Genomic DNA, 22,216 nt, shown 5'->3' with positions numbered 1-22,216 from the left:
GCGCTGTCAGAACCCGCGCTGTCAGAATGCCTCGCGCAGCTCCCGCTTGAGCACCTTGCCGCTGGCGTTCTTGGGCAGCGCGGTCACGAACTCCACCCGCTTGGGCGTCTTGAACGGCGCCAGCCGCTCCCGCAGGAAGGCGATCAGCTCGGCGGAGGTGAGGCTCGCGCCGTCGCGCAGCACGACGGCGGCGGTGACGGCCTCGATCCACCGCTCGTCCGGCATCCCGAACACGGCCGCCTCGGCCACGGCGGGATGCTGGTAGATGGCCTCCTCGACCTCACGGCTGGCGACGTTCTCGCCGCCCGACTTGATCATGTCCTTCTTCCGGTCGACGACCGACAGGTAGCCGTCGGCGTCCATCACGCCCAGGTCGCCGCTGTGGAACCAGCCGCCCCGGAACGCCTCGGCCGTCTTGTCCGGGTCGTTCCAGTAGCCGAGCATGGCGTGCGGGCTGCGGTGCACGATCTCGCCCACGACGCCGGGCGGCACGGGCTCGTCGTTGTCGTCGACGATCCGGGTCTCGACGTTGAGCGCGGGGCGGCCCGCCGAGCCGAGCCGGGTGAGCTGCTCGTCCGGCCCGAGGATGGTGGCGACGGGCGCCATCTCGGTCTGGCCGTAGAAGTTGAACAGCCGCACCTGGGGCAGCCGCGCGGCGATCTCCTTGAGCACCTCGACGGGCATGATGGAGGCGCCGTAGTAGCCCTTGCGCAGCGACGACAGGTCACGGCGGTCGAAGTCGGGGTGGCGCAGCAGCGCGATCCACACGGTCGGCGGGCAGAACAGCTTGGTGGCCCGCTCGCTCTCGATGGCGGCCAGGATCGCCGCCGGGTCGGCGCCGGGCAGCACGATGTTCGTGGCCCCGAGGTAGACGCCGGGCGTCAGGAAGCAGTGGAGCTGCGCGCAGTGGTAGAGCGGCAGCGCGTGCACCTCCACGTCGGCGGCGCTCATCTCGCCGTCGACGACGCAGGTCACGTACTGGGCGATGAGGCTGCGGCTCGACAGCGCCGCGCCCTTGGGCCGCGACTCGGTCCCGCTGGTGTACATGAGCTGGATGGGGTCGTCGTCGCCGATCTCCGCGGCCGGCTCGGTGTCGTCGGCGTGGGCGGCCCAGTCGTCGAACGGCTCCCACCCGTCGGCCCGCCCGATGACGCCGCGCACCGTGACGCGCTCGCCCGCCGCCCGGGCGGCCACCGGCGCCAGCGCCTCCTCCACGAGCATCCCGGTCGCGCCGGAGTGCTCCAGGATGTACGCGACCTCGTCGGCGCCGAGCATGAAGTTGATCGGCACGGAGACGGCGCCCAGCCGGGCGAGGGCGAAGTAGGCGACCACGAAGGCGTGGTGGTTGTGCGAGAACAGCGCGAACCGGTCGCCCTTGCCGACGCCGCGGGCGGCCAGCGCGTTGGCGGTGCGGTTGACCGTGCGGTCGAGGTCGGCGTAGCTCTGCCGCAGGTCTCCGAAGACGATCGCGGTCTTGCCGGGGAAGCGGGCGGCCGAGCGCCGCAACAGGTCACCGATGGCATGCTGGCGAGAGGTCATACCGGCACATCCTCACTAGGCCCGAACTATGTTCGGTGATCCTAACCCTCAGCGCGCCCGGACCTCACGCAGATCCTTGACCAGGATGCGGCAGACGTCCGGCACCTGCTCGACGCGCCCGTCGGCCCGGTAGACGCGGCGCGTGGTCCGTACGGGCGGATGGCCCCACTCCCGATACCCGAGCCGCCCGTACAGCGAGCCGGCGCGGTCGTTGTCGAGGTCGACGCCGAGCGCCACCCGCGCGTGCCCGAGGTCGCGCAGCCACCCTTCGGCCGCCTCGACGAGCCGGGTGCCGATCCGCCGGTTGCGATGCTCCGGCAGCACCTCCAGGTGCGTCAGCAGGGGCACGCCCGGCAGCCGGTCGCGCAGCTCCGGCTCCTCGGCCGAGCCGAGCCACAGGTACACGTCGCCGACCGGCGTGAAGGCGTGCCACGCCACCAGCAGCACCCCGTGCCCCGCCCGCTGCCGCCGGAGCTGGGCGGCGAAGTACGGCCCCTGCCCCAGAGCGCGGACGAGCGCGGAGAGATCCCCATCAGAAGCCACCCTGATCCGGACATGACGCATGACTTCCACGATCAGGGGACGAAACGCCCCATCACAAGCTCACACCGGCAATCTGTCAGATGACGACGAAGGATCAGGCCGGGCTTCGGCAACTTTCGGCAGCCTCAGTTGCAGGTGCGGCGGGGCGTGACCGGGCGCGGTGAGCGCGCGCAGCGCCTCGCGCACGGTCCCGGCCGGGCGCAGGCACGTGACGAAGTCGCGCCAGACCTTCAGGTCGGCCCGCCAGGCGTCGAGGTAGCCCAGGCACAGCTCGGGCGTGATGAGCGTGAGGCGGCCCAGCGACGCCTTCAGCGCCTCCTCCATGCGCCGCCGCTCGCCGGGTTCGAGACCGGCGGCGGGGACGCGGTCGAGCACGCTGACGATGAAGCGGCGGCGCCTGGCCAGGAAGTCGACCCAGTGGGACCGGTGTGCGTCGGCGATCGTGCGGCCCTCGTCCAGCAGCCAGAAGACGCCTTCGGCGAGCACGTCGCCGAGCTCCTCGGTGCGGGCCCGGTCGGGGGTGCGGAACGGGTCGTAGCGGGCCTGGCGCACCTGGCCGGTGACGGCGAGCGGCCGCAGCCCGTCCGCTTCGAGGAGATAGAACCAGTCCTCGTTATAAATATCCGGAAAAAAGGCGATATTTCGGGTCGTCTCCACCGCGAGCGCCCCGCCCCCGACGAACGAGTCCTGCTTCCCGCCCACCGCCCGGTACGCATGGCACACCACGGAGTTGTCCGGGAACCCTCCGATGGACAGCCCCACGGCGGCGAACCGGTCGAGCAGCCCGGCGGCCCGCCGCAGGTCGTCAGGCGCGCTCACCTCGATGTCGTCGTCGAGGAAGACGATCCGCGCCCAGCCCAGCATCCGCGCCAGGGCCAGCGCCAGGTTGCGCTTGGCCGCCGTGTCGGTGCCCCGCCGGAAGATCCTCGGCAGCATCTGCGAGGTCTCGAAGCGGGGCAGCGTCAGCCCCTCGGCCCCGCCCACGTCGACGGCGACGACCTCCGCGCCGGGCGGCGCCATGGCGCGCACCTCGGCCGCCGAGGTCCATCTCCCGCTGCAGAGCGCGACCAGCGGGCAGCGCAGGTCCATCGACAGCCGCAGCGCGTGCGCCAGGTAGCGGCTGGGCCGTGCGGTCGGCACGACGACGGCGTCGATCCGGGCCGGTCCCACGGCCGCCCCCGGGGCCGGGAGCAGGTGCCTGTGGGAGCCGTGATGGTCCCCGGATCTCAGCGAAGGCTTCATGGATGGGCTTCACCGTTCGGGATGTGCGAGAAGGGATCGGAGCGGTCACTCCGGCCATTCGACGAGCCTCGACGCGGGGCTCGTCCAGTCGGGTGTGATCACCAGGTTGTTCAGGATGACGACGCGGCTCAGGATGGCGAACGAGGGGCTGTCGCCGAAGCGCTCGCGCAGGAACTCGGTGTTCCTGTCGCGGAAGACGCTGTCGGTGAGCGCCCGGACCACGCCCAGCGTGCCGCGCCCGTACATGCCGTTGCAGATCGTCAGGGTCCGCTCCTTGTTGAGCGGGCTGGGGCCCCGGTAGAACAGCGCGACGTCCTCCTCGAGCCGGCCGTCGGACAGCCGGGGGTGGAAGCGCTCGCTCCCGCTGTCGAAGTACGGGCCGTTCTCGCCCTTCCAGTCGTTGACCTGCTCGACGGGCAGGGAGAGCTGGTGGACGACGCCGGTCGTGATGTCGTTCCAGTCGACGCCGCCCAGGAGCACCAGGTGGGCGGTCAGGTCGTCGGGCTCCAGCTCGCGGGGCGTGCGGCGGCGCACCTCGCTGCCCGGGTTGCAGGCGCGGATGTGGCCGTGCAGCTCGAACAGGGCGTCGAGGTCGGCGTAGGTGTAGAGCTCGATGTAGTCGGGGTCCTCGGGCACGACGTAGGGCATGCGCGTTAACAGCTCCGGCGGCAGCCGGCCGCACACGAGCGTGATCTGCTGGCCGTCGTCGAACTGCCACGGGTTGCGCGTGGCGTGGAAGACCGTGTGGCCGGGCTCGCCGAGCGCGGCGGCGCGCAGCGTGAGCAGCTCGTGCAGCAGCTTCTCGCGCAGCCGCTGCTCCTCGGCGGTCAGCTCGTCCTCGCCGAGCCGGACGAGGTCGTCGCCGCGCAGCGAGCGGGGCGTGCAGAACAGGGCGGCGTAGACCTCCAGGCGGCCGGCCGGCGGGACCTTCGGCGCGGTGGAGGACTCCCACGAGGAGATGAGGGGGACGCTCACGTCGAGCGCGCGTGCCAGCTGGGGCTGGGTGACGCGGGTGCCCGGCCATTGCCGGGTGCGCAGCGAACGGAGCCGGCGTGCAAGGGCCGGACCGGAATCCGTCATGAGGACACCCCCCATCTGAACTTCAGTGTTTTCAGTAAACCTCTACTGATGCCCAGATGCGAGCACATTTTTCCTGTTCAGCGCCGGGTCGCGGATCGCAGGACAGTGGGAGGTCATTCTAGGCCAGAGGACCCTCACTCCGCACGGCGATTAGTGCGACTTTATCGGGGGAATGCAATCTTTAGGAGTTCGATGTAGATCTTCTGAAGGTTAACTGAAGTTTCTGCGAGGTCGTCCACGACCCCATCGGCGCTTCACACAACGGGACCCTACATGCTCGTCGCCACAGTCTTCCCCACCCCTGAGGGCATCGCGATGGCCAGCATGGTCTACGGCCTGCTCGCCATGCTCTCCGTCTGGACCCTGGTCTACGCCGTCCGGCAGATCAGGAAGGTCGTCACCACGCTGTTCCGCATGCTGCTCGTGCTGGTGTTCCTGGCCGCGCTCGGCCTGGCGGCCGTCGGGATCATCGGCCACGTCTGGCTCGCCTACGGGCTCGCCTGAGCCGTCTCAGACGAGCCGGGCCAGCCGCCGGTAGGAGTCGAGCCGCTCCTCCAGGTCGTAGGTGTTCATCGTGACCATGACCTCGTCGGCCCCCGTGAGCTCGACGAGGTCGTGCAGCCGCATCGCCACCTCCCGGTCCGTGCCGTGGATCTGGCCCTTGCGCGCCTCCTCGAACAGCGCCCGCTCGCGCGCCGTCATCTCCAGCCGCATCACCGCGCCGGCCGGTTCGAGCGGCGGGAACGAGCCGTCGGTCCGCGAGCGCGCCGTCGCCCACGCCTCCGGCGCCTGAAGCAGCGCCGCCCGCTCGGCGCTCTCGCCGACCGCGACGTTCGCCGCCACCATCACGTACGGCCGCGCCGCCCAGGCCGAGGGGCGGAAGGCGGCGCGGTAGCGGCCGACCGACTCGCGCAGCTTCGCGCCGCCCCCGCCGATCACCAGCGGCAGCCCGTGCTCGGCGGCCACGTCCGCGCCCGCCCCCATGGCCAGCACGAACGGCTGCGGGCGCAGCCCCTCGGCCGGCAGCGCGTGCACGCCCGGATGGACGTCCTGCTCGCCGGTGAAGAAGCCGAGCAGCTCCGCGAGCCGGTCGCCGAACGCGTCGGCGTCCTCCTTGCCGTGGCCGAGCGCCCGGCGGATGCCGCCGGTGAAGCCGACGGAGCGGCCCAGGCCCATGTCGATCCGGCCCGGGTACAGCGACTCCAGCACGCCGAACTGCTCGGCCACCACCAGCGGCCGGTGGTTCGGGAGCATCACGCCGCCGGTGCCGACCCGGATCCGGTCCGTGGCCGCCGCGACGGCCGCCGCCAGCACGGTGGGCGCCGAGCCCGCCACGCCGGGCACGCTGTGGTGCTCCGACACCCAGAACCGGTGGTAGCCGAGCTCCTCGGCCTGCCGCGCGAACCGCACGGTCTCACGCAGCGCGGCCGAGGGGGAGTGCCCCTGCCGGACGAGGGAACGGTCGAGAATCGCGAGCCTGGTCATGTCAGGATGCAACGCGGCCAGGCCGGAAATGTTCCTACTCGCCGGAGCCGCCGGTCCTGGTGTAGACGCCGACCGACCAGCGGACCGGGCGGTTGGTGGTCTCGCCCCACGCCGCCACCTCGCCGGTGACCACCAGGCGCTCGCCCTCGGGCACCTCGACCTCGGTGAGCGCGGCCGGGTACGCGCCCGACTCCCACACGCCGCAGTTCGCGCCGCCCACCGGCTCCTCGTCGCCCACCCGGTAGGTGAACCGCATCCGCCGCGCCAGCTCGCCCGAGCAGAGCTGGTCGAGCGCGACCTTGCGGCCGTGGCCCTCGATCTCCAGCCGGACGACGGAGTCGCGCGGCCACACCCCGGAGGTGGACCCGGCCAGCTTCCACCCCTCGAACCGGGCCGGGAACTCCTTGACGGGCGCGGGGTCGGCCGGCTCGGCGGGCGGCGTCCACTCGTACACGCCGAGCGTCCAGGCGGCGGGGGCCGCCTCGTCGCAGGCCGTCATCCCCGGGCCGCACACACCGCTGCGGGTGCCGTCGAAGGTGACCTCGACCTGCCCGTCACCCTGGGAGACCACCAGCGGCAGCAGCTCCATCCGGGACGAGCACGGCCCGATCCGGGCGGACGGCGAGGGCGCGCGGCCGATGGACACCATCGGGGTGTTGTTCGCGCGCCCGTCGCCGTCGCACGCCACCGCCAGGTCCAGCGGCCTGCCGGTGACCGGGACGGTCAGCGTCTTCTTCTGCTCGCCGGACCGGCCGATCGAGGTGACCGCGAGCCGCCGGTAGGCGGCGCCGTCGGGCGCGGTGAAGGACTCCGGCAGCTCCGGCCCCGGGGCGGTGGCGGCCGTCGTCCGCCCGCCCGGCGTGACGGTGTCCGGGAGCGCGCCAGGAAGCACCGCCGCGCCGGCGGCGACGGCCGCGGCCACGGCCACCCCGGTCGTGATCCGCCTGCGCCGCCGGGTCCTGCTCACCCGGGCCCGCACCTGCGCGAGCCGGGCCGGGTTCGCCGGCGGCGGCCCGTCGGCGCGCTCGCGCAGCAGGTCACGCAGATCCTGTACGGTCATCCCCGCAGCTCCTTCACGATCGACTCGTCCACCCGCAGCGAGGCCAGCGCCTTGGCGGTCTGGCTCTTGACCGTCCCCGCCGCGCAGCCCATCAGCTGGGCCACCTCCGCCACCGCCAGGTCCTCGTAGAACCGCAGCACGATCACCGCCCGCTGCCGCGCCGGCAGCCGGCCCACCGCCCGCCACAGCTCCTCCCGGCCGTCGGCGGGCGGGTCGAGCACCGCCACGTCCGGGATCGTGTCGCTCGGCAGCTCCCTGCGCCACCTCCTGCGCCACCACGACGTGTACGTGGTCACCAGCACCCTGCGGACGTACGACTCCGGCTCGTCGATGCCGGGCCAGGCGGACCACGCCTTGGCCAGCGACTCCTGCAGCAGGTCCTCGGCGGTGCCCCAGTCGTGGGTGAGCAGGTAGGCGGTGCGTAACAGCCGGTCGGACCTCGCGCTCACGAAGTCCTGGAACATGGCCCTGTCTGCCACCGGTGCGCCTCCCCATCAGCTTGCTGACGGTACAGACGCATCGAGGCGCCGATCAGGTTGCCCCGGCGCGGCTCACGGTGAACGGCGACAGCTCGCCCAGCCCGCGCACCGACAGCCGGTCGACCGGACGCAGCCGGAACGCCCGGTCGCCCTCCAGCTCCTCGGCCAGCTCCGGATCGGCCAGCATGGTGCCCGGCAGGGCCAGCGCGGTGAGCCTGCTGGCCAGGTTGACGGTGGTGCCGAACACGTCGCCCATCCGCCAGATGACCGGCCCGGCGGCCAGCCCCACCCGCAGCTCCGGCATGCCCTTGCCGCGGGCGTGCTCCTCCAGCAGCCGCAGCCCGATCTCGGTCGCCACGTGCGCCTTGTCGGCCACGAACAGCACCGAGTCGCCCAGCGTCTTGACGACCCGGCCGCCGCACGAGGTGACGGCGTCGGCGGAGCGGCCCTCGAACCGGTCGATCAGCGCGGCCAGCTCCGTCTCGGTGATCTGCCGGCTCAGCCGGGTGAACCCGACCAGGTCCGCGAACCCGACGGCCAGCCGTACGGTGCTCATGTCCTGGACGGCGAGCCGCCCGGCGGCGGCGGCGAGCTGACGCTGCCAGGAGTAGACCAGCAGCCGCGCCAGGTCGGGCACCACCCGCTCGGCCCGGCGCCGCCACGCCTTGGGCCGCTCGGCCAGCGGCACCCCGGCCTGGTCGAGCGCCTCGGCGCCGATCTCCGCCTGCGACTCGGCCAGCCGGGCGGCGGCCCGGCCGAGCGAGCGGGCGATCAGCAGCACGTGGTCCTCGTCGTAGACGCCGTCGCTGACCATGCCGAGCAGCGTCTTGAGCGCCACCACGTCCGACTCGGTGAACTCGACGGCGTCGTCGGCCACGTTGGCGAAGCCGAGCGCCCGCCAGAACCGCCGGGCCTTGTAGACCGGCACCCCGGCCATCTCGGCGACCTGGTGACTGGTGTAGCGCCGGGGCTCACGCAGGAACGCCTCGGCCACCCCGTCCCCATCCTCCTCAGCCACGGAAGTCACACTACCCCGCCCCCCTACTCCAGCAGGGCCCGCAGAGCGGCCCGCTCGCCGGCCGGCACGTAGCCGACGTAGTAGTCGTACATCGTGCGCCGCGACAGGCGGGCGGCCAGCGGCCCGTCACCGGCCCGGACGGCGGCCAGCACCTCCTCGTGGTGGCGGATGCTCCGCAGCATCAGCGCCTCCCGGTCGTCCGAGCCCGCGATCTTCCCGGCGATCAGCCCGAGCACGATCGAGCGGACCACGTCGGTGCAGATCTGGATGAGCTTGTTGCGGCTGGCCCGGGCCACCGCGTCGTGGAAGGCCACGTCGGCGGCGCTGAACGCGTCGTAGCCCGCCCCGACCGCCTCGCGCATCCGGCCGATCGCCGCGTCCATCTCGGCCAGCTCGGCGTCGGTGCGCAGCCGCGCCGCCAGCAGGTTGGCCGAGGCGTCCAGCACCATCCTGAACTGCACCAGCTCGCCCAGCGACAGCTCGTCGACCCGGGCGAGCGTGGTCATCGACTTGTGTAATGCGGCGGGGGAGAAGGGCAGCACCTCCGCCCCGTTGGGATCGCCGGGCCGCGACCTGACCAGGCCGCGCGCCTGCAGCACCCGCAGCGCCTCGCGCACGGTGGAGCGGCTGACGCCGAACTGCGCCATCAGCTCGCGCTCGCTCGGCAGCCGCGCGCCGGGCGGCAGTCCGCCGCTCTCGACGGCCTCCTCGATCTGCTCCACGATGCGCTCGTAGGCGCGTACGGTCCGCACCGGCTCGAAGCGTGGACCACCCATGTAAGCCCCCTTGACCCGAGCCGTCGCGGACTGGCAGTGTGCGTAGCCTACTGGTCAGACCAGTGCACTAGCCAGGAGGCTGAACAATGAGGCGAATCGGGACATGGATCGCCGTGGGCGGTCTCCTGCTGAGCGTAGCCGCCTGTGGCGGCGGTTCCGGCGGGTCCGGCGACGGCGGCACCGGCGGCACCGGCGGCGCCGGGGGCAAGGCCGAGGCGCTGTCGGTCGGGTTCGTGGCCGAGCCGGCCAACCTCGACTTCACCTCCACCGAGGGCGCGGCGATCCCGCAGGCGCTGCTGGTCAACGTCTACGAGGGCCTGGTCAAGCTTGACCAGGCCGGGCAGATCCAGCCGCTGCTCGCCGAGAAGTGGGACGTCTCCGACGACCGCAAGACCTACACCTTCACCCTGCGCAAGGGCGTCACCTTCACCAACGGCGCCCCGTTTACCGCCGACGACGTCGTCTTCTCACTGGACCGGGTCAGGTCCGACTGGAAGCTCAAGATCAAGTCGCAGCTCGACATGGTCGAGGACGTGGAGAAGAAGGACGACGCCACCGCCGTCGTCACCCTCTCGCGGCCCAGCAACGGCTTCCTCTACACGATGGCCACCAGGCTCGGCGCCATGTTCAGCCGCACCGGCGTCGCCGACCTGGCCAACAAGCCCGTCGGCACCGGCCCCTACCAGCTCGGCGCCTGGCGGCGCGGCGACTCCATCCGCCTCGACGCCAACCCGAAATACTGGGGCGCCAAGCCGCAGATCTCCACCGTGACGCTCAAGTACTTCAAGGACGCCACGGCCATGAACAACGCGCTGCTCACCGGCGGCATCGACGTCGTCTCCAGCGTCCAGGCGCCCGAGTCGCTGCAGCAGTTCGCCGACACCAACCGCTTCCAGACGATCGAGGGCACCACCAACGGCGAGGTCGTCCTGTCCATGAACAACGGCCGCCCGCCCTTCGACGACAAGAAGGTCCGCCAGGCCGTCCGCCACGCCATCGACCACCAGGCCCTGCTCGACACCGCCTGGGCCGGGCGCGGCCAGCTCATCGGCTCGATGGTCCCGCCCACCGACCCCTGGTACGAGGACCGCACCGGCGACTACCCCCACGACGTCGCCAAGGCCAAGGCGCTGCTCGGCGGCAAGACGTACGACGTGAAGATGCGCATCCCCAACCTGCCCTACGCCGTCGCCTCCGCGCAGGTGGTCAAGTCGCAGCTCGCCCAGGTGGGCATCAACGCCGAGATCGAGCCGCTGGAGTTCCCCGCCCGCTGGCTGGACGTGGTGTTCACCAAGGGCGACTACGACCTGTCGATCATCAACCACGTCGAACCACGCGACATGGGCATCTTCGCTGACAAGGACTACTACTTCCGCTACGACAACCCCGAGTACGGCAAGCTGCTCGCCTCCGCCGACACCGGCACCGAGCAGCAGCAGACCGACGACCTCAAGGCCGCCGCCGCGCTGCTGTCGCAGGACGCCGCCGCCGACTGGCTGTTCCTGTTCCCCAACCTGATCGTCGCCAAGAAGGGCGTCACCGGCCTGCCGGAGAACGCCATCTCCGAGTCCTTCGACTTCACCGGGCTCGCCAAGCAGTGATCCTCTATCTGCTGAAGCGCCTCGGCGTGTTCGTCGCGAGCGTCGCCGTGGCCGGGGTGCTGGTGTTCGCCTTCATGGCGGTGCTGCCCGGCGACCCGGCCGAGGTCGCGCTGGGCGTCAACGCGACGCCCGAGGCGGTGGCGGCGCTGCGCGCCGAGTTCGGCACCGACCGGCCCGCCGCGGCCCAGTTCGCCGACTGGTTCGGCGGGCTCGTCACCGGCGACTTCGGCACCTCGTACGTGACCAGCGCCCCGATCGGGCCGCAGATCGCCGAGCGGCTCAACGTCACGGTGGCGCTGGTGCTCGGCGGCATGGTCATCGCGCTGCTCATCGCCGTCCCGGCGGGCACGTTCGCCGCCGTGCACCACCGCAATCCGCTGGGCGCGGCCATCAGCGCCTTCTCCCAGGTCGGCATCGCGGTCCCGGCGTTCCTGGCGGGCATCCTGCTGGTGTTCGTGTTCGCGGTGAAGGCCCAGGCGCTGCCCTCCGGCGGCTACGTGCCGTTCGCCGACGACCCCGCCGAATGGCTGCGCAGCCTGCTGCTGCCGTGGCTGTCGCTCGGCCTCGTCCAGGGCGCCGTGCTCACCCGCTACGTCCGCTCCGCCGTGCTGGACGTGATGCGCGAGGACTACCTGCGCACCGCCCGCGCCAAGGGCCGGGGCCGGATGGGCGCGCTGTGGCGCCACGGGCTGCGCAACGCCTCCGTCCCCGTCGTCACCGTGCTCGGCCTGCAACTGGCCACGCTGCTCATCGGCGCCGTCGTGGTCGAGCGGGTGTTCGTCATCCCCGGCCTCGGCGACCTGCTCCTCAACGGCGTCGCCGGCCGCGACCTGCTGCTCGTCCAGGGCGTCGTCATGGTGCTGGTGGCCGCCGTGCTGCTGATCAACTTCCTGGTGGACGTGGCCTACGCCGCGCTCGACCCGAGGCTGCGGGGGGCGCGATGAGAGGACGGCTCAACGCGAGCCTGGTCACCGGCGGCGTCCTCGTCGGGATCGTCGTGCTGGCCGCGCTGGTGTCGTTCGTGTGGACGCCGCACGACCCCACGCTCGTCGACGCCGCCGGCAAGCTGCGCGAGCCCGGCGACGGCTACCTGCTCGGCGCCGACAAGTTCGGCCGCGACACCTTCAGCCAGCTCATGGTCGGCGCCCGCACCACCCTCTACGTGGGCATCGTGGCCGTCGGCATCGCCGCGGCGATCGGCGTCCCGCTCGGCGTGATCGCCGGGATGACGCCGCTCGGCTGGCTGTCGGAGCTCGTCATGCGGGTCAACGACCTCGTGTTCGCCTTCCCGGCGCTGCTCCTGGCCGTCATGCTCGGCGCCGTCTACGGGGCCGGCACGCTCACCGCGATGATCGCCATCGGCGTCGCCACCGTGCCCGCGTTCGCCCGCGTCGCCCGCGCCGCCACCCTCCAGGTCATGGTCACCGACTACATCCTGGCCGCGCGGGCCGCCGGCCGCCGCCGCGCCGCCGTCGCCTTCCGCCACGTGCTGCCCAACATCTCCTCTGTCCTCATCGTCCAGGCGTCGGTGTCGTTCGCGATCGCGATCCTGGCCGAGGCCGCGCTGTCGTTCCTCGGCTTCGGCACCCGGCCGCCCACCCCGTCGTGGGGCCGCATGCTCCAGGAGTCGCAGGAGCTGCTGTTCTCCACCCCCCGCCTGGCGCTGTGGCCCGGCCTGGCCATCGCGCTGGCCGTGCTCGGCTTCAACCTGCTCGGCGACGGGCTGCGCGACTACCTCGACCCCAAGCTCAGGAGGATCCGTGCTGAGCGTTGAGGGCCTCACCGTCGCCGCCGACGGCGTCGAGCTCGTCCACGACGTGTCGTTCACCATCGCCCCTGGCGAACGCGTCGGCCTCATCGGCGAGTCCGGCTCCGGCAAGTCCCTGACCGCGCTGTCGCTCATGGGCCTGCTCCCCGAGGGCGTCACCGCCACCGGCGCCGCCCGGCTGCACGACCGCGACCTCGTCGGCGTCCCCGAGAAACGCCTGAAGGACCTGCGCGGCAGCGAGCTGGCCATGGTCTTCCAGGAGCCGATGACCGCGCTCAACCCGCTCATGCGCGTCGGCGCCCAGGTCGCCGAGGTCATGACCCTGCACGGCGTCCCCCGCGACCGGGCTCGCGCCCGCGCCGCCGAGCTCCTCGGCCGCGTCCGCCTGCCCCACCCCGAACAGGTCGCCCGCGCCTACCCCCACCAGCTCTCCGGCGGCCAGCGCCAGCGCGTCATGCTCGCCATCGCCCTCGCCAACGGCCCCGACCTGCTCATCTGCGACGAGCCCACCACCGCGCTCGACGTGACCGTGCAGAAGCAGATGCTCGACCTCATCGCCGAGGTCGCCCCCGCGCTGCTGTTCATCACCCACGACCTGGCCGTCGTCGCCTCCGTCTGCGAGCGCGTCCTGGTCATGTACGGGGGCCGCGTCGTCGAGAGCGGCCCCATCCGCGAGGTCTTCACCCGGCCCCGCCACCGCTACACCGAGGGCCTGCTGGCCGCCTCGAAACTCACCCCGCGCGGCACCCGGCTGCCCACCATCGCCGGCAGCGTCCCGGCCGCAGGGACGTTCCCCGGCGGATGCGTCTTCCGCAACCGCTGCCCGCACGCCGACACCACCTGCGAGCAAGCACCGGCGCTGACAGGAGAGGGCCATGCCCACGCATGCTGGCACCCCGCTGATCGAGGCTAGCGGCCTCACCCGCGTCTACCACCGCCCGCGCACCTCGCTCACCAGGCCGGGCGAGCCCGTCCACGCGCTGCGCGGCGTGTCGCTGACCATCCGCAAGGGCGAGCGCTTCGGCATCGTCGGCGAGTCCGGCAGCGGCAAGTCGACGCTGCTGCGCCTGCTGTGCGCGCTCGACCGGCCCACCGCCGGGTCCATCCGCTTCGACGGCCGCGAGATCACCGGCCTGCCCGAACGCCGGCTCCGCTTCCTGCGCCACAGCCTGCAGATCGTCTTCCAGGACCCGATGAGCTCGCTCGACCCGCGCATGCGCGTCCGCGACCTGGTCGCCGAACCGCTCGTCGCCCTCGGCGAGCCCGTCGGCGACCGCGTCACCGAACTGCTCGACGCCGTCGGCCTGCCCGCCACCGCCGCCGGCCGCTACCCGCACCAGTTCTCCGGCGGCCAGCGCCAGCGCATCGCCATCGCCCGCGCCCTGGCCCCCCGCCCCAAGGTGCTCGTCGCCGACGAGCCCGTCAGCGCGCTCGACGTCTCCGTCCGCGGGCAGATCCTCAACCTGCTGGCCGACCTCGTCGACGAGCTCGGCCTCACCCTGGTCTTCGTCTCGCACGACCTGTCCGTCGTCCGGCACGTGTGCGAGACGGTCGCCGTCATGAACGACGGCGAGATCGTGGAGACGGGCGCCGTGGACGACGTCTGGGCCGAGCCCCGCCACGCCTACACGCGCACGCTGCTGCAGGCCGTACCGACCTTGGAGGGGTTTCGTTGATCGAGGTAGACGCCCGCGGAGTCGTCGAGTTCACCCAGGCGCTCGTCCGGATCCCGAGCACCAACGACCCGGCGCGCGGCCGCAGCGAGCAGCCCGCCGCCGACCTCGTCGCCGCCAAGATGCGCGAATGGGGCTGGCAGCCCAGCGTGTACGAGGCCGCGCCCGGCAGGCCCAACGTGGTGGCCGTCGTCGAGGGCGGCGGCGGTGACGGGCCGACGCTGATGTTCGAGGGCCACACCGACGTGGTCACCGAAGGCGACCTGTCGGAGTGGACCGTCGACCCGTTCGGCGGCGAGATCCGCGACGGCAAACTGTGGGGACGCGGCAGCGCCGACATGAAGTCCGGCCTGGCCGCCACCCTCTACGCCACCCGCGCGCTCCAGCTCGCCGGGCCTTTCCCCGGCCGGATCAAGGTGTGCGCGCTCGCCGACGAGGAGGGCCTCATGCTCGGCGCCCACCACTTCGTCGCCGAAGGGCTCGCCGCCGGCGTCGACGGCGCCATCGTCGCCGAGCCCGAGGCCGGCGAGATCTGCGCCGTCGCCAAGGGCGCGCTGCGGCTGCGCGTCGACCTCACCGGCAAGATGGCGCACGGCGCCATGCCCCAGCACGGCCGCAACCCCATCGAGGCCGTCGGCGACCTCCTCACCGCGCTGCGCGACCTCCAGGCCGAGCTCCAGCGCCGCCACCCCGCCCACGAGCACCTCGGCGAGGTGTACGTCACGCCCACCGTGGTCCGGGCCGGCACCGAGGAACAGGTCAACGTCATCCCCGCGACCGCCTCCGTCTTCGTCGACGTGCGCACCGTGCCCGGCGTCTCCCACGACGACGTCGCCGCCCGCGTCGCCACGCTGGCCGCCCGCGACGGCATCACCGCCGACGTGGCCGTCCTCGTCGACCGGCCGCCCGTCGACGTGCCCGTCACCACCCCCGTCGTCGCCGCGCTCGCCGCCGCCCACCGCGACGTCACCGGCGCCGAGCCCGTCTACGGCGGCGTCCCCGGCTCCACCGACGGCACCGTCCTCACCCACTGGGGCGGCATCCCGTCCGTCGTGTACGGGCCCGGCGGCAAGTGGATCGCCCACCAGGCCGACGAGCACGTCTCCGTCGACGAGATCGTCCGGTGCACCCGCGTGTTCGCCGAGGCCGCCCGCCGCTTCCTCACCGGGACCCTCACGTGAGACCCGGCCCCGCCAACGCCCTCACCGACGTCCCCGGCCTGCGCGTCGGACACGCCCACCGCGTCGGCGACGGCTACCGCACCGGCACCACCGTCATCCTCGCCCCGCCGGGCGGCATGGTCGCCGGCGTCGACGTGCGCGGCGCCGCGCCCGGCACCCGCGAGACCGAGCTGCTCGACCCGCGCAACCTCGTCGAACGCGTCCACGCCGTCGTCCTGTCGGGCGGCAGCGCGTACGGGCTGAGCGCCGCCTGCGGCGTCATGGACCGGCTCGCGGACGCGGGCGTGGGCTTCCCCGTCGACGGCGGCGTCGTGCCCATCGTCCCGGCCGCCGTCATCTACGACCTCGGCCGGGGCGGGGCCTTCCGCGCGACCCCGGACGCAGCCTTCGGCCGCGCCGCCTGCGACGCCGCCCTGCCCTCCACAGAACGCCGCGCCGCCGGTGAGGCGCCCGCCGCCGGGTCGGTCGGGGCGGGGGCCGGGGCGGTGGCGGGCGGGCTGGCCGGGGGCGTGGGGATGGCGAGCGCCGTCCTGGACGCCGGGGTGACCGTGGCCGCGCTCGTCGTGGTGAACGCCGCCGGGTCGGTGCTGGACCCGGGCGGCGGGGTGCTGTCGGGCACCCGCTACGGGCTGCCGGGCGAGTTCGATCACCTGGGACCGCCGTCGCCGCGGGACGTGGCCGCCTGGGAGCAGGCGAAGGTCACGTCGCTCAACACCACCATCGGCGTCGTCGCCACCGACGCGACGCTGACCAAGGCGCAGTGCGGCAAGCTGGCCGGGGTGGCGCACGACGGCCTGGCGAGGGCGATCCGCCCGGCGCACACGATGGTCGACGGCGACACCGTCTTCGGCCTGGCGACCTGCGCGCGGCCCGCCCCGGGCGCGGAGCCGGAGGTGTTCGGGACGGGCGAGGCGCACCTGCACGACCTGCTGTCGGCAGGGGCGGACGTGTTCAGCCGGGCCGTCGCGCACGCGATCCTGGCGGCGACGGGCCGCGAGGGCGCCCCGGCGTACCTGGACGCGTTCCCGAGCGCGCTGCGATGAGCGATCAATTGGGGGAAATGAAATGACATTTCAGGCGGAGTGGCCTGCCGGGCTGCCGGTCGGCGACGGCTGGGTGGAAGCCCCGGCCACCTCGGACGTGATCTTCCCGTACGACGGCTCGGCCGTGACCCGCGCGCCCGTCGGCGACGCCGCGCTCGCGGCCCGCGCGGTGGACGAGGCGCTGGCCGTGGCCCCCGCCATGGCGGCGCTCCCGTCGCACGCCCGCCGCGCCGCGCTGACGGCCGCCCACGACGCGCTGCGCGAGCGGCGCGAGGAGTTCGAGCGCCTGCTCGTCCTGGAGACCGGCAAGCCGCTGGCCGACTGCAAGGTCGAGGTCGCGCGCACCGTCATCACCCTGGCCACGGCTGCCGAGGAGGTGGCCAGGCTGCACGGCGAGACGGTGCCGCTCGACCTCCTCCCGTCGGGCGAGGGCCTGATCGGGTTCTGGACGCGGCGGCCGATCGGCGTCGTCGTCGGCATCACCGGCTTCAACTACCCGCTCCTGCTGGCCGCCCACAAGATCGCCCCGGCGGTCGCGGCGGGCTGCCCGGTGATCGTCAAGCCCGCCCCCGCCACCCCGCTGGCCACGCTCTGGCTCGTCCACCTGCTGCGCTCCTCCGGCGCGCTGCCGCCCGCCGCCGTCCAGCTCGTCACCGGAGACGTCGAGGTCGGCCGCACCCTTGTGGAGGACCGGCGGATCGGCGCGGTGTCGTTCACCGGCTCGGCCGCCGCCGGGCACGCCATCGCCCGCGCCGCCGCCCCCACCAAGGTCCTGCTCGAACTCGGCTCCAACGCCGCCCTCGTCGTCGCCGCCGACGCCGACCTGGAGGCCGCCGCCGACGCCGTGGTGCGCGGCGGCTACTACGCCTCCGGCCAGGCGTGCATCTCCGTCCAGCGGGTGCTCGTCGAGGAGGCCGCGCACGAGGAGTTCCTGACGCTGCTGACCGAGCGGATGAAGGACGTGACCGTGGGCGACCCGCGCTCACCGCACACCCGCGTCGCGCCGCTCATCGACCCGGCCGCCACCGACCGGGTGCTCGACCGGATCGGCGCGTCCGGCGCCCGCGTCGTGACGGGCGGCGTCCGCGACGGCCGCGCCATCGCGCCCACCGTGCTCACCGGCGTCCCGGAAGGGGCCGAGGTGTGGGACGAGGAGATCTTCGGCCCCGTCGTGTGCGTCCGCCCGGTGCCCGACCTCGACGCCGCCTTCGACGCCGTCAACGCCTCCCGGTACGGCCTGCACGCCTCCGTCTACACCCGCTCGCTGGCCACCGCGTTCGCCGCGATCGAGCGCATCGACGCCGGGGGAGTGGTGGTCAACGAGGTGCCGGGCTTCCGGGCGGACAACATGCCGTACGGCGGCGTCAAGGACTCCGGCGCGGGCCGCGAGGGGCCCCGCTTCGCCATCGAGGAGCTGACCGTCACCCGGATGGCCATCATCCGCCCGTCCTGACAGCCGTCTGACAGCGGCCCGGCAGGCCCCGGCGGCACGCTGGGCCGCATGATGTTCATCGAACTCTTCGTTCCCAAAGGCGTCCTCGACTCCGACCGCCGCCTCGTCGCCGAACGCCTCGGCTCCCTCCACGAGCTGACCGGGGGAGGCGAGCTGATCGGCGACGGGACCGCCGAGGTGTTCCGGTCCATGTTCCAGGTGGTCGTGCACGAACCGGACGTGTGGGTGGCCGCCGGACGCGCCCTCGGCCCCGGCGACCGGCCCCGCTACCTGGTCCGCGTGTACGTTCCCGGCCCCTGGCGCAAGGACATGAGCGAGGCGGTGGTCTCGTACGTGACCAAGGTCCTCAGGGAGTCCGACGGCCGGGACCCGGACGTGCAGGTGCACGTGCTGGGCGTGCCCGAGGGCGGCATCGGCCTCAACGGGCGGGCCACCACCTCCGAGGGCATCGTGGAACTCCTGAACGCGCCGGTCGAAACCGACCTCGCCGGCGGACGCGCCGCCCGCGACCCGATGTGCGGCGTGATCGTGCCCCTGGACGACGACGCGGTCACCCTGGAGGAGGACGGCGTCCTGCACGCCTTCTGCTGCTCCGGCTGCCGCGACGCCTACGTCGACAGGCGCGCCAGGCAGGCCGCCCGCTCCTGACGCGCCTCACACCGCCCGCAGGACGGCGAGCGCGGCCGCCCGGTCCAGGCGGCGGCCGCGCTCGTAGGCGGCCCGGCGCCCGGAGGTGACCAGCAGGGCGCGCGTCAGCCGGACGACGTCCGGGTGGCGCGCGTCCGGACCGCCCCGAACCGCCTCGGCGGCGCCCAGCGTCTCCGCCGCCCGCACCGGCTCGCCGCGCCGCAGCAGCAGATCCGTCAGCCCCACCCCCACCTGCGCGACCATCGGCGGGTCCGGCATCGCCGCCGCCAGCGCCAGCGCCTCCCCGAGCCAGCGGGCCGCCGCCTCCAGCTCCCCGGCGGCGACCGCCAGCCGCCCCGCCCCCGCCGCGTACAGCGTCCGGTACGGCGTGTCGCCCTCCTCGCCCGCCAGCCGCAACTGCCGGCCGGCCTCGTCCAGGTCCCCCTCGTAGCGGGCCAGGTCCGCCAGCGCCACCCGCGCCACGGCCGCCCGCCGCGGCCCGCCGGGCCCCGGCTCGCCCTCCTCGGCCAGCCGCAGCAGCCGCGCCCGGGCCCGCTCCGGCTGCCCGGCGTGGACGCGCACCATCGCCACCCACACCCCCAGCTCGTGGTACGTGCCCAGGTCGGCGGCCAGCCCCTCGGCCTCCTCCAGCGCCGCCACGGCCGCCTGGTACGCGTCGGCGGCGATCTCGACGGACGCCAGCGACATCAGCGTCAACGCCAGCCCCCACCGCTCCCCGGCCTCCCGGAACCCCGCGACCGCCGCCACCAGATCGGCGCGCCCGGCCGCCATCCCGGCGCCCGTGCCGCGCAGCAGCGACCGCGCCAGCCACACCATCCCGCGCGTCCAGGGATCTCCCGCTCCCAGGTACGGCTCCAGCCCGCCCAGCCCGCTGCCCGCCTCGCCACGGGCCAGCGCCAGCAACGCCCCCGCGAAGGCCCCGAGCGCTCCCTCCTCACCCGAACCGCCGAGATCATCCGGGGCGAGGGCCGCCGCCGCGCCCGCCAGATCACCGGCCATCAGGGCGTTCAGCAGGAAGACGGCCACCGCCGTCCGCCGGGGACCCGGCGCGGACCGGCCCGGCACCCGAAGGGCCGCGCGCAGCCGGGCGACCGCCTCCGCGTGCTCACCGCGCACCGTCCAGAACATCGCCAGGGCCGCACCCAGCCGCACGGCCACATCCGCGTCGCCGTGGTCACACGCGGTGCGCAGCGCGGCCAGCAGATGGTCCCGCTCGGCCGCCAGCCGCGCCACCGCGCCCAGCTGCCCGGCGCCCCGCAGCTCCGGACCCGCGGACTCGGCCAGCGCGAGGAAGCACGCGGCATGCGCCTCCCGTGCCGCCCGCAACCGGCCCGACTCCGCCAGCCGCAGCAGCCCGTACTCCCGGATCGTCCCCAGCATCCGGTAGCGGTCGCCGTCGAGCTGCAGCAGCGACTTGTCCACCAGCGCGTGCAGCGCGTCCTCGCCGACTCCAGCCCCGGCCGCCGCCTCCGCCGTGAAGCTCGCCGGGAAGACCGCCGCCCGCTCCGCCGCCTCCCGGACGCCGCCGTCCAGCAGGTCCCAGCTCCACTCGACCACGCCGCGCAACGTCCGGTGCCGGGGCGAGGCCGTCCGGCTGCCGCCCGTCAGCAGCCGGAACGGGCCGTCCCCGCGCGGCAGCCGGTCGCCCAGCCCATCGGCCAGCCGGTCCAGCGTCATCGTCCGCAGCCGGGCCGCGGCCAGCTCGATCGCCAGCGGGAGCCCGTCCAGCCGCCCGCACACCTCACCGACCCGCCCCGACGGGACGAACCCCGGCTGCACGGCCAGCGCCCGCGCCGTGAACAGCCGCTCGGCCTCCTCCTGCGGCAGCGGGGCCACCGGGCACAGCGCCTCCCCGCCGATGCGCAGCGGCTCCCGGCTCGTCGCCAGCACCCGCAGACCGGGGCAGCGGCCGAGCAGCGCCTCCACCAGCCGGGCCACCGGGTCCGCCACGTGCTCACAGTTGTCCAGCACCAGCAGCGCCCGCGCCCCCGCGAACGCCTCGGCCAGCTGCTCCACGGCGTCCGCCCGGACCCGCAGCCCCAACGCCCGCGCCACCGCCAGCGCCACGTCCCCCGCGTCGGCCACCGCCGCCAGCCCCGCCCACCACACCCGACGGGTGGGATCGCTCCGGCGCGCCTCGGCGGGCACCCCGCCGGCGGCCACGGCTGCGATGGCGAGGCGCGTCTTCCCCACGCCGCCGGGGCCGACCAGCGTCACCAGCCGACCGGCGGCCAGGCGCGCCGCGATCAGCCGCAGCTCCGCCTCCCGCCCGACGAGCTCCGTCAAGGCCACCGGCACCCGCCCCTCACCCCCGAACGGCCCCTCTCCTGACGGACCGGTGCGGGAGTCCGGGAGGTGCGCGCCCCCGCCCCCGTACGGACTCCCGCCTCCGTACGGGCTCCCGCCTCCGTACGGACTCCCGCCCTCGTCCGGGGCTTGGCGCCCGTGCCGGGGCTGGCCCTTGCGCGGACCTTGGCCTTCGTACGGGCCCTCGTCCCCGTGCGGGGCTTGGCCTCCGTGCGCGCCCTCGGCCCCATGCGGGCCCTCGCCCCCGTGCTGGGCCTGGCCCTCGTCTCCGTGCGGGGCTTGGCTTCCGTGCGGGCGCTCGCCCTTGCTCGGGCGCTGGCCTTCGCGCTCGTCCGCTCCGGAGGGGGTGCGGTCCTGAAGTTCCCTCGGGTGTGCGCCGTCTGGCGTGGCCCCGGGGGGTGGGGGGTCGGAGGGGAGGGGGGTGGGGTGCCCAGGGCCGTGCGCTGGGGTGCGCGACGGGGGCGGGGCGGGCGGGGCGGGGGGTGTGCCGCGGAGGAGGTGGAGGTGCAGGGCGCGGAGGTCGGGGCCGGGGTCGGTGCCGAGTTCGGCGGCCAGCAGGCGGCGGTAGGTCTCGAAGGCGGCCAGGGCTTCGGCCTGCCTGCCGTGGGCGGCGAGCGTGCGGAGGTGGAGGGCGCGCAGGCGCTCGCGCAGGGGGTGGGCGGCGGTGAGCTGCTCCAGCTCGGCCACGCCGCCCGGCGGCCGGTGCCCGGCGGCAAGTTCGGCTTCGATGCGGTCCTCCAGCGCGCCGAGCCGCAGCTCCTCCAGGCGTACGGCGGCCGAGGCGGCGAAAGGGAGGGCGGCGACGTCGGCCAGCGGTTCGCCCCGCCACAGCGCCAGCGCGCCGGCCAGCGCGGTCAGGGCGGCGTCCGGGCGGCCCTGGCGCAGCGCCCGGTGCCCCTGGGCGGCGAGCCGTTCGAAGCGGGTCACGTCCACGCTGTCGCCGGGCAGGTCGAGCCGGTACCCGGCGGGTTCGGAGCGCAGGGCGTCGCGGCCGGGCAGGGCGCGGCGCAGCCGGGACACGAGCGAGTGCAGGGCCGGGGCCGGGTTGGCGGGGCCGCCGTCGGGCCACAGCGCCTCGGCCAGGGCGCGTGAGGTCACCACGCCGCCCGGGTCCAGGGCCAGCCGGATGAGCAGCGCCCGCAGCCGGAACCCGCCGACGTCGACCGGCCGCCCGTCCGCCACCACCTCCAGTGGCCCGAGCACCCCGATGCGCATGGCCCCACTCTGCCACGCCACGCCGGCCCGGCGGGCGGCCCGACCGGGAGGGGGCCGGTCCGGGAGGAGGGGGCCGGTCCGGGAGGGGGCCGGTCCGGAGGGCAG

At 74.1% G+C, this 22,216-nt stretch carries 20 protein-coding genes; 10 read left to right on the top strand and 10 right to left on the bottom strand.

Translation table 11 applies throughout. The features are described from left to right. Nucleotides 1-21: 21 nt before the first annotated feature. The 4 genes from ACWDXC_RS21655 to ACWDXC_RS21640 are packed head-to-tail and all read right to left on the bottom strand — an operon-like array spanning nt 22 to nt 4,404. On the bottom strand, nt 22-1,539 hold the full coding sequence (locus ACWDXC_RS21655) for an acyl-CoA synthetase (RefSeq protein ID WP_449984629.1): 1,518 nt from the start codon (nt 1,537-1,539) through the stop codon (nt 22-24). Between the two features lie 48 nt (nt 1,540-1,587). Next, nucleotides 1,588-2,103 (bottom strand): GNAT family N-acetyltransferase, encoded by a 516-nt coding sequence (locus ACWDXC_RS21650; protein ID WP_357588475.1) that lies wholly within the window; start codon nt 2,101-2,103, stop codon nt 1,588-1,590. A 39-nt stretch (nt 2,104-2,142) separates the two neighbouring features. Continuing rightward, nucleotides 2,143-3,324 (bottom strand): hypothetical protein, encoded by a 1,182-nt coding sequence (locus ACWDXC_RS21645; RefSeq protein WP_449984626.1) that lies wholly within the window; start codon nt 3,322-3,324, stop codon nt 2,143-2,145. 45 nt (nt 3,325-3,369) lie between these two features. After that, a complete protein-coding gene (locus ACWDXC_RS21640; RefSeq protein WP_219510033.1) occupies nt 3,370-4,404 on the bottom strand; it encodes a helix-turn-helix domain-containing protein in 1,035 nt (344 codons plus the stop codon). 273 nt (nt 4,405-4,677) lie between these two features. On the opposite strand from ACWDXC_RS21640, the gene ACWDXC_RS21635 reads away from it, so the two are divergent. Further along, a complete protein-coding gene (locus ACWDXC_RS21635) occupies nt 4,678-4,908 on the top strand; it encodes a hypothetical protein (RefSeq protein ID WP_219510032.1) in 231 nt (76 codons plus the stop codon). Between the two features lie 6 nt (nt 4,909-4,914). Here ACWDXC_RS21635 and ACWDXC_RS21630 read toward each other — a convergent pair whose 3' ends face one another. From ACWDXC_RS21630 to ACWDXC_RS21610, 5 genes are read right to left on the bottom strand one after another with little or no spacing between them, the layout of a single operon-like run. After that, the gene (locus ACWDXC_RS21630) at nt 4,915-5,889 is read right to left on the bottom strand and encodes an LLM class flavin-dependent oxidoreductase (protein ID WP_364179683.1); all 975 of its coding nucleotides are present in this window, start codon (nt 5,887-5,889) and stop codon (nt 4,915-4,917) included. A 34-nt stretch (nt 5,890-5,923) separates the two neighbouring features. After that, nucleotides 5,924-6,949 (bottom strand): hypothetical protein, encoded by a 1,026-nt coding sequence (locus ACWDXC_RS21625; protein ID WP_449984622.1) that lies wholly within the window; start codon nt 6,947-6,949, stop codon nt 5,924-5,926. Next, nucleotides 6,946-7,428 (bottom strand): SigE family RNA polymerase sigma factor, encoded by a 483-nt coding sequence (locus ACWDXC_RS21620; RefSeq protein ID WP_449984620.1) that lies wholly within the window; start codon nt 7,426-7,428, stop codon nt 6,946-6,948. Before ACWDXC_RS21620 ends, ACWDXC_RS21625 begins: the two co-directional genes overlap by 4 nt. Before the next feature lie 52 nt (nt 7,429-7,480). Then, complete coding sequence (locus tag ACWDXC_RS21615; RefSeq protein WP_308125997.1) at nt 7,481-8,446, bottom strand: adenylate/guanylate cyclase domain-containing protein; 966 nt, start codon at nt 8,444-8,446, stop codon at nt 7,481-7,483. Between the two features lie 23 nt (nt 8,447-8,469). Beyond that, nucleotides 8,470-9,222 carry a FadR/GntR family transcriptional regulator gene (locus ACWDXC_RS21610; protein WP_449984617.1) on the bottom strand — a complete coding sequence of 251 codons (753 nt, stop codon included), beginning with the start codon at nt 9,220-9,222 and terminating at the stop codon, nt 8,470-8,472. Between the two features lie 86 nt (nt 9,223-9,308). On the opposite strand from ACWDXC_RS21610, the gene ACWDXC_RS21605 reads away from it, so the two are divergent. Genes ACWDXC_RS21605 through ACWDXC_RS21565 form a run of 9 tightly spaced genes read left to right on the top strand, consistent with a single transcriptional unit; the run spans nt 9,309 to nt 18,589 of the window. Then, nucleotides 9,309-10,823 (top strand): ABC transporter substrate-binding protein, encoded by a 1,515-nt coding sequence (locus tag ACWDXC_RS21605; protein WP_364179678.1) that lies wholly within the window; start codon nt 9,309-9,311, stop codon nt 10,821-10,823. Next, nucleotides 10,820-11,767 (top strand): ABC transporter permease, encoded by a 948-nt coding sequence (locus ACWDXC_RS21600; protein WP_219510026.1) that lies wholly within the window; start codon nt 10,820-10,822, stop codon nt 11,765-11,767. Before ACWDXC_RS21605 ends, ACWDXC_RS21600 begins: the two co-directional genes overlap by 4 nt. Next, a complete protein-coding gene (locus ACWDXC_RS21595; protein WP_449984613.1) occupies nt 11,764-12,597 on the top strand; it encodes an ABC transporter permease in 834 nt (277 codons plus the stop codon). The genes ACWDXC_RS21600 and ACWDXC_RS21595 overlap by 4 nt, the downstream gene beginning before the upstream one ends. After that, nucleotides 12,584-13,504, top strand: coding sequence for an ABC transporter ATP-binding protein (locus ACWDXC_RS21590; RefSeq protein WP_219510024.1), 921 nt, complete (start codon nt 12,584-12,586; stop codon nt 13,502-13,504). The genes ACWDXC_RS21595 and ACWDXC_RS21590 overlap by 14 nt, the downstream gene beginning before the upstream one ends. Next, on the top strand, nt 13,467-14,267 hold the full coding sequence (locus ACWDXC_RS21585; protein ID WP_219510022.1) for an ATP-binding cassette domain-containing protein: 801 nt from the start codon (nt 13,467-13,469) through the stop codon (nt 14,265-14,267). The genes ACWDXC_RS21590 and ACWDXC_RS21585 overlap by 38 nt, the downstream gene beginning before the upstream one ends. After that, nucleotides 14,264-15,445: a M20 family metallopeptidase gene (locus ACWDXC_RS21580; protein WP_449984609.1), complete on the top strand. Its 1,182-nt coding sequence runs from the start codon at nt 14,264-14,266 to the stop codon at nt 15,443-15,445. Before ACWDXC_RS21585 ends, ACWDXC_RS21580 begins: the two co-directional genes overlap by 4 nt. Further along, nucleotides 15,442-16,488 carry a P1 family peptidase gene (locus ACWDXC_RS21575; RefSeq protein WP_449984606.1) on the top strand — a complete coding sequence of 349 codons (1,047 nt, stop codon included), beginning with the start codon at nt 15,442-15,444 and terminating at the stop codon, nt 16,486-16,488. The genes ACWDXC_RS21580 and ACWDXC_RS21575 overlap by 4 nt, the downstream gene beginning before the upstream one ends. A 22-nt stretch (nt 16,489-16,510) precedes the next feature. Continuing rightward, complete coding sequence (locus tag ACWDXC_RS21570; RefSeq protein WP_449984603.1) at nt 16,511-17,941, top strand: aldehyde dehydrogenase family protein; 1,431 nt, start codon at nt 16,511-16,513, stop codon at nt 17,939-17,941. Nucleotides 17,942-17,989: 48 nt separating this feature from the next. Further along, nucleotides 17,990-18,589 (top strand): YHS domain protein, encoded by a 600-nt coding sequence (locus ACWDXC_RS21565; protein WP_449984600.1) that lies wholly within the window; start codon nt 17,990-17,992, stop codon nt 18,587-18,589. 6 nt (nt 18,590-18,595) lie between these two features. On the opposite strand, the gene ACWDXC_RS21560 is transcribed toward ACWDXC_RS21565, so the two are convergent. Beyond that, nucleotides 18,596-22,111: an AfsR/SARP family transcriptional regulator gene (locus tag ACWDXC_RS21560; protein ID WP_449984597.1), complete on the bottom strand. Its 3,516-nt coding sequence runs from the start codon at nt 22,109-22,111 to the stop codon at nt 18,596-18,598. Nucleotides 22,112-22,216 lie beyond the last annotated feature (105 nt).

This window comes from Nonomuraea sp. NPDC003214 (genome assembly GCF_053590035.1).
This window is presented reverse-complemented; position numbering and strand designations above follow the sequence as displayed.

Coding starts and splice junctions, on each gene's coding strand:
- ACWDXC_RS21655 (WP_449984629.1), bottom strand. CDS start 1,539: ATGACCTCTCGCCAGCATGCCATCGGTGACCTGTTGCGGCGCTCGGCC.
- ACWDXC_RS21650 (WP_357588475.1), bottom strand. CDS start 2,103: ATGCGTCATGTCCGGATCAGGGTGGCTTCTGATGGGGATCTCTCCGCG.
- ACWDXC_RS21645 (WP_449984626.1), bottom strand. CDS start 3,324: ATGAAGCCTTCGCTGAGATCCGGGGACCATCACGGCTCCCACAGGCAC.
- ACWDXC_RS21640 (WP_219510033.1), bottom strand. CDS start 4,404: ATGACGGATTCCGGTCCGGCCCTTGCACGCCGGCTCCGTTCGCTGCGC.
- ACWDXC_RS21635 (WP_219510032.1), top strand. CDS start 4,678: ATGCTCGTCGCCACAGTCTTCCCCACCCCTGAGGGCATCGCGATGGCC.
- ACWDXC_RS21630 (WP_364179683.1), bottom strand. CDS start 5,889: ATGACCAGGCTCGCGATTCTCGACCGTTCCCTCGTCCGGCAGGGGCAC.
- ACWDXC_RS21625 (WP_449984622.1), bottom strand. CDS start 6,949: ATGACCGTACAGGATCTGCGTGACCTGCTGCGCGAGCGCGCCGACGGG.
- ACWDXC_RS21610 (WP_449984617.1), bottom strand. CDS start 9,222: ATGGGTGGTCCACGCTTCGAGCCGGTGCGGACCGTACGCGCCTACGAG.
- ACWDXC_RS21605 (WP_364179678.1), top strand. CDS start 9,309: ATGAGGCGAATCGGGACATGGATCGCCGTGGGCGGTCTCCTGCTGAGC.
- ACWDXC_RS21595 (WP_449984613.1), top strand. CDS start 11,764: ATGAGAGGACGGCTCAACGCGAGCCTGGTCACCGGCGGCGTCCTCGTC.
- ACWDXC_RS21585 (WP_219510022.1), top strand. CDS start 13,467: ATGCCCACGCATGCTGGCACCCCGCTGATCGAGGCTAGCGGCCTCACC.
- ACWDXC_RS21570 (WP_449984603.1), top strand. CDS start 16,511: ATGACATTTCAGGCGGAGTGGCCTGCCGGGCTGCCGGTCGGCGACGGC.
- ACWDXC_RS21565 (WP_449984600.1), top strand. CDS start 17,990: ATGATGTTCATCGAACTCTTCGTTCCCAAAGGCGTCCTCGACTCCGAC.
- ACWDXC_RS21560 (WP_449984597.1), bottom strand. CDS start 22,111: ATGCGCATCGGGGTGCTCGGGCCACTGGAGGTGGTGGCGGACGGGCGG.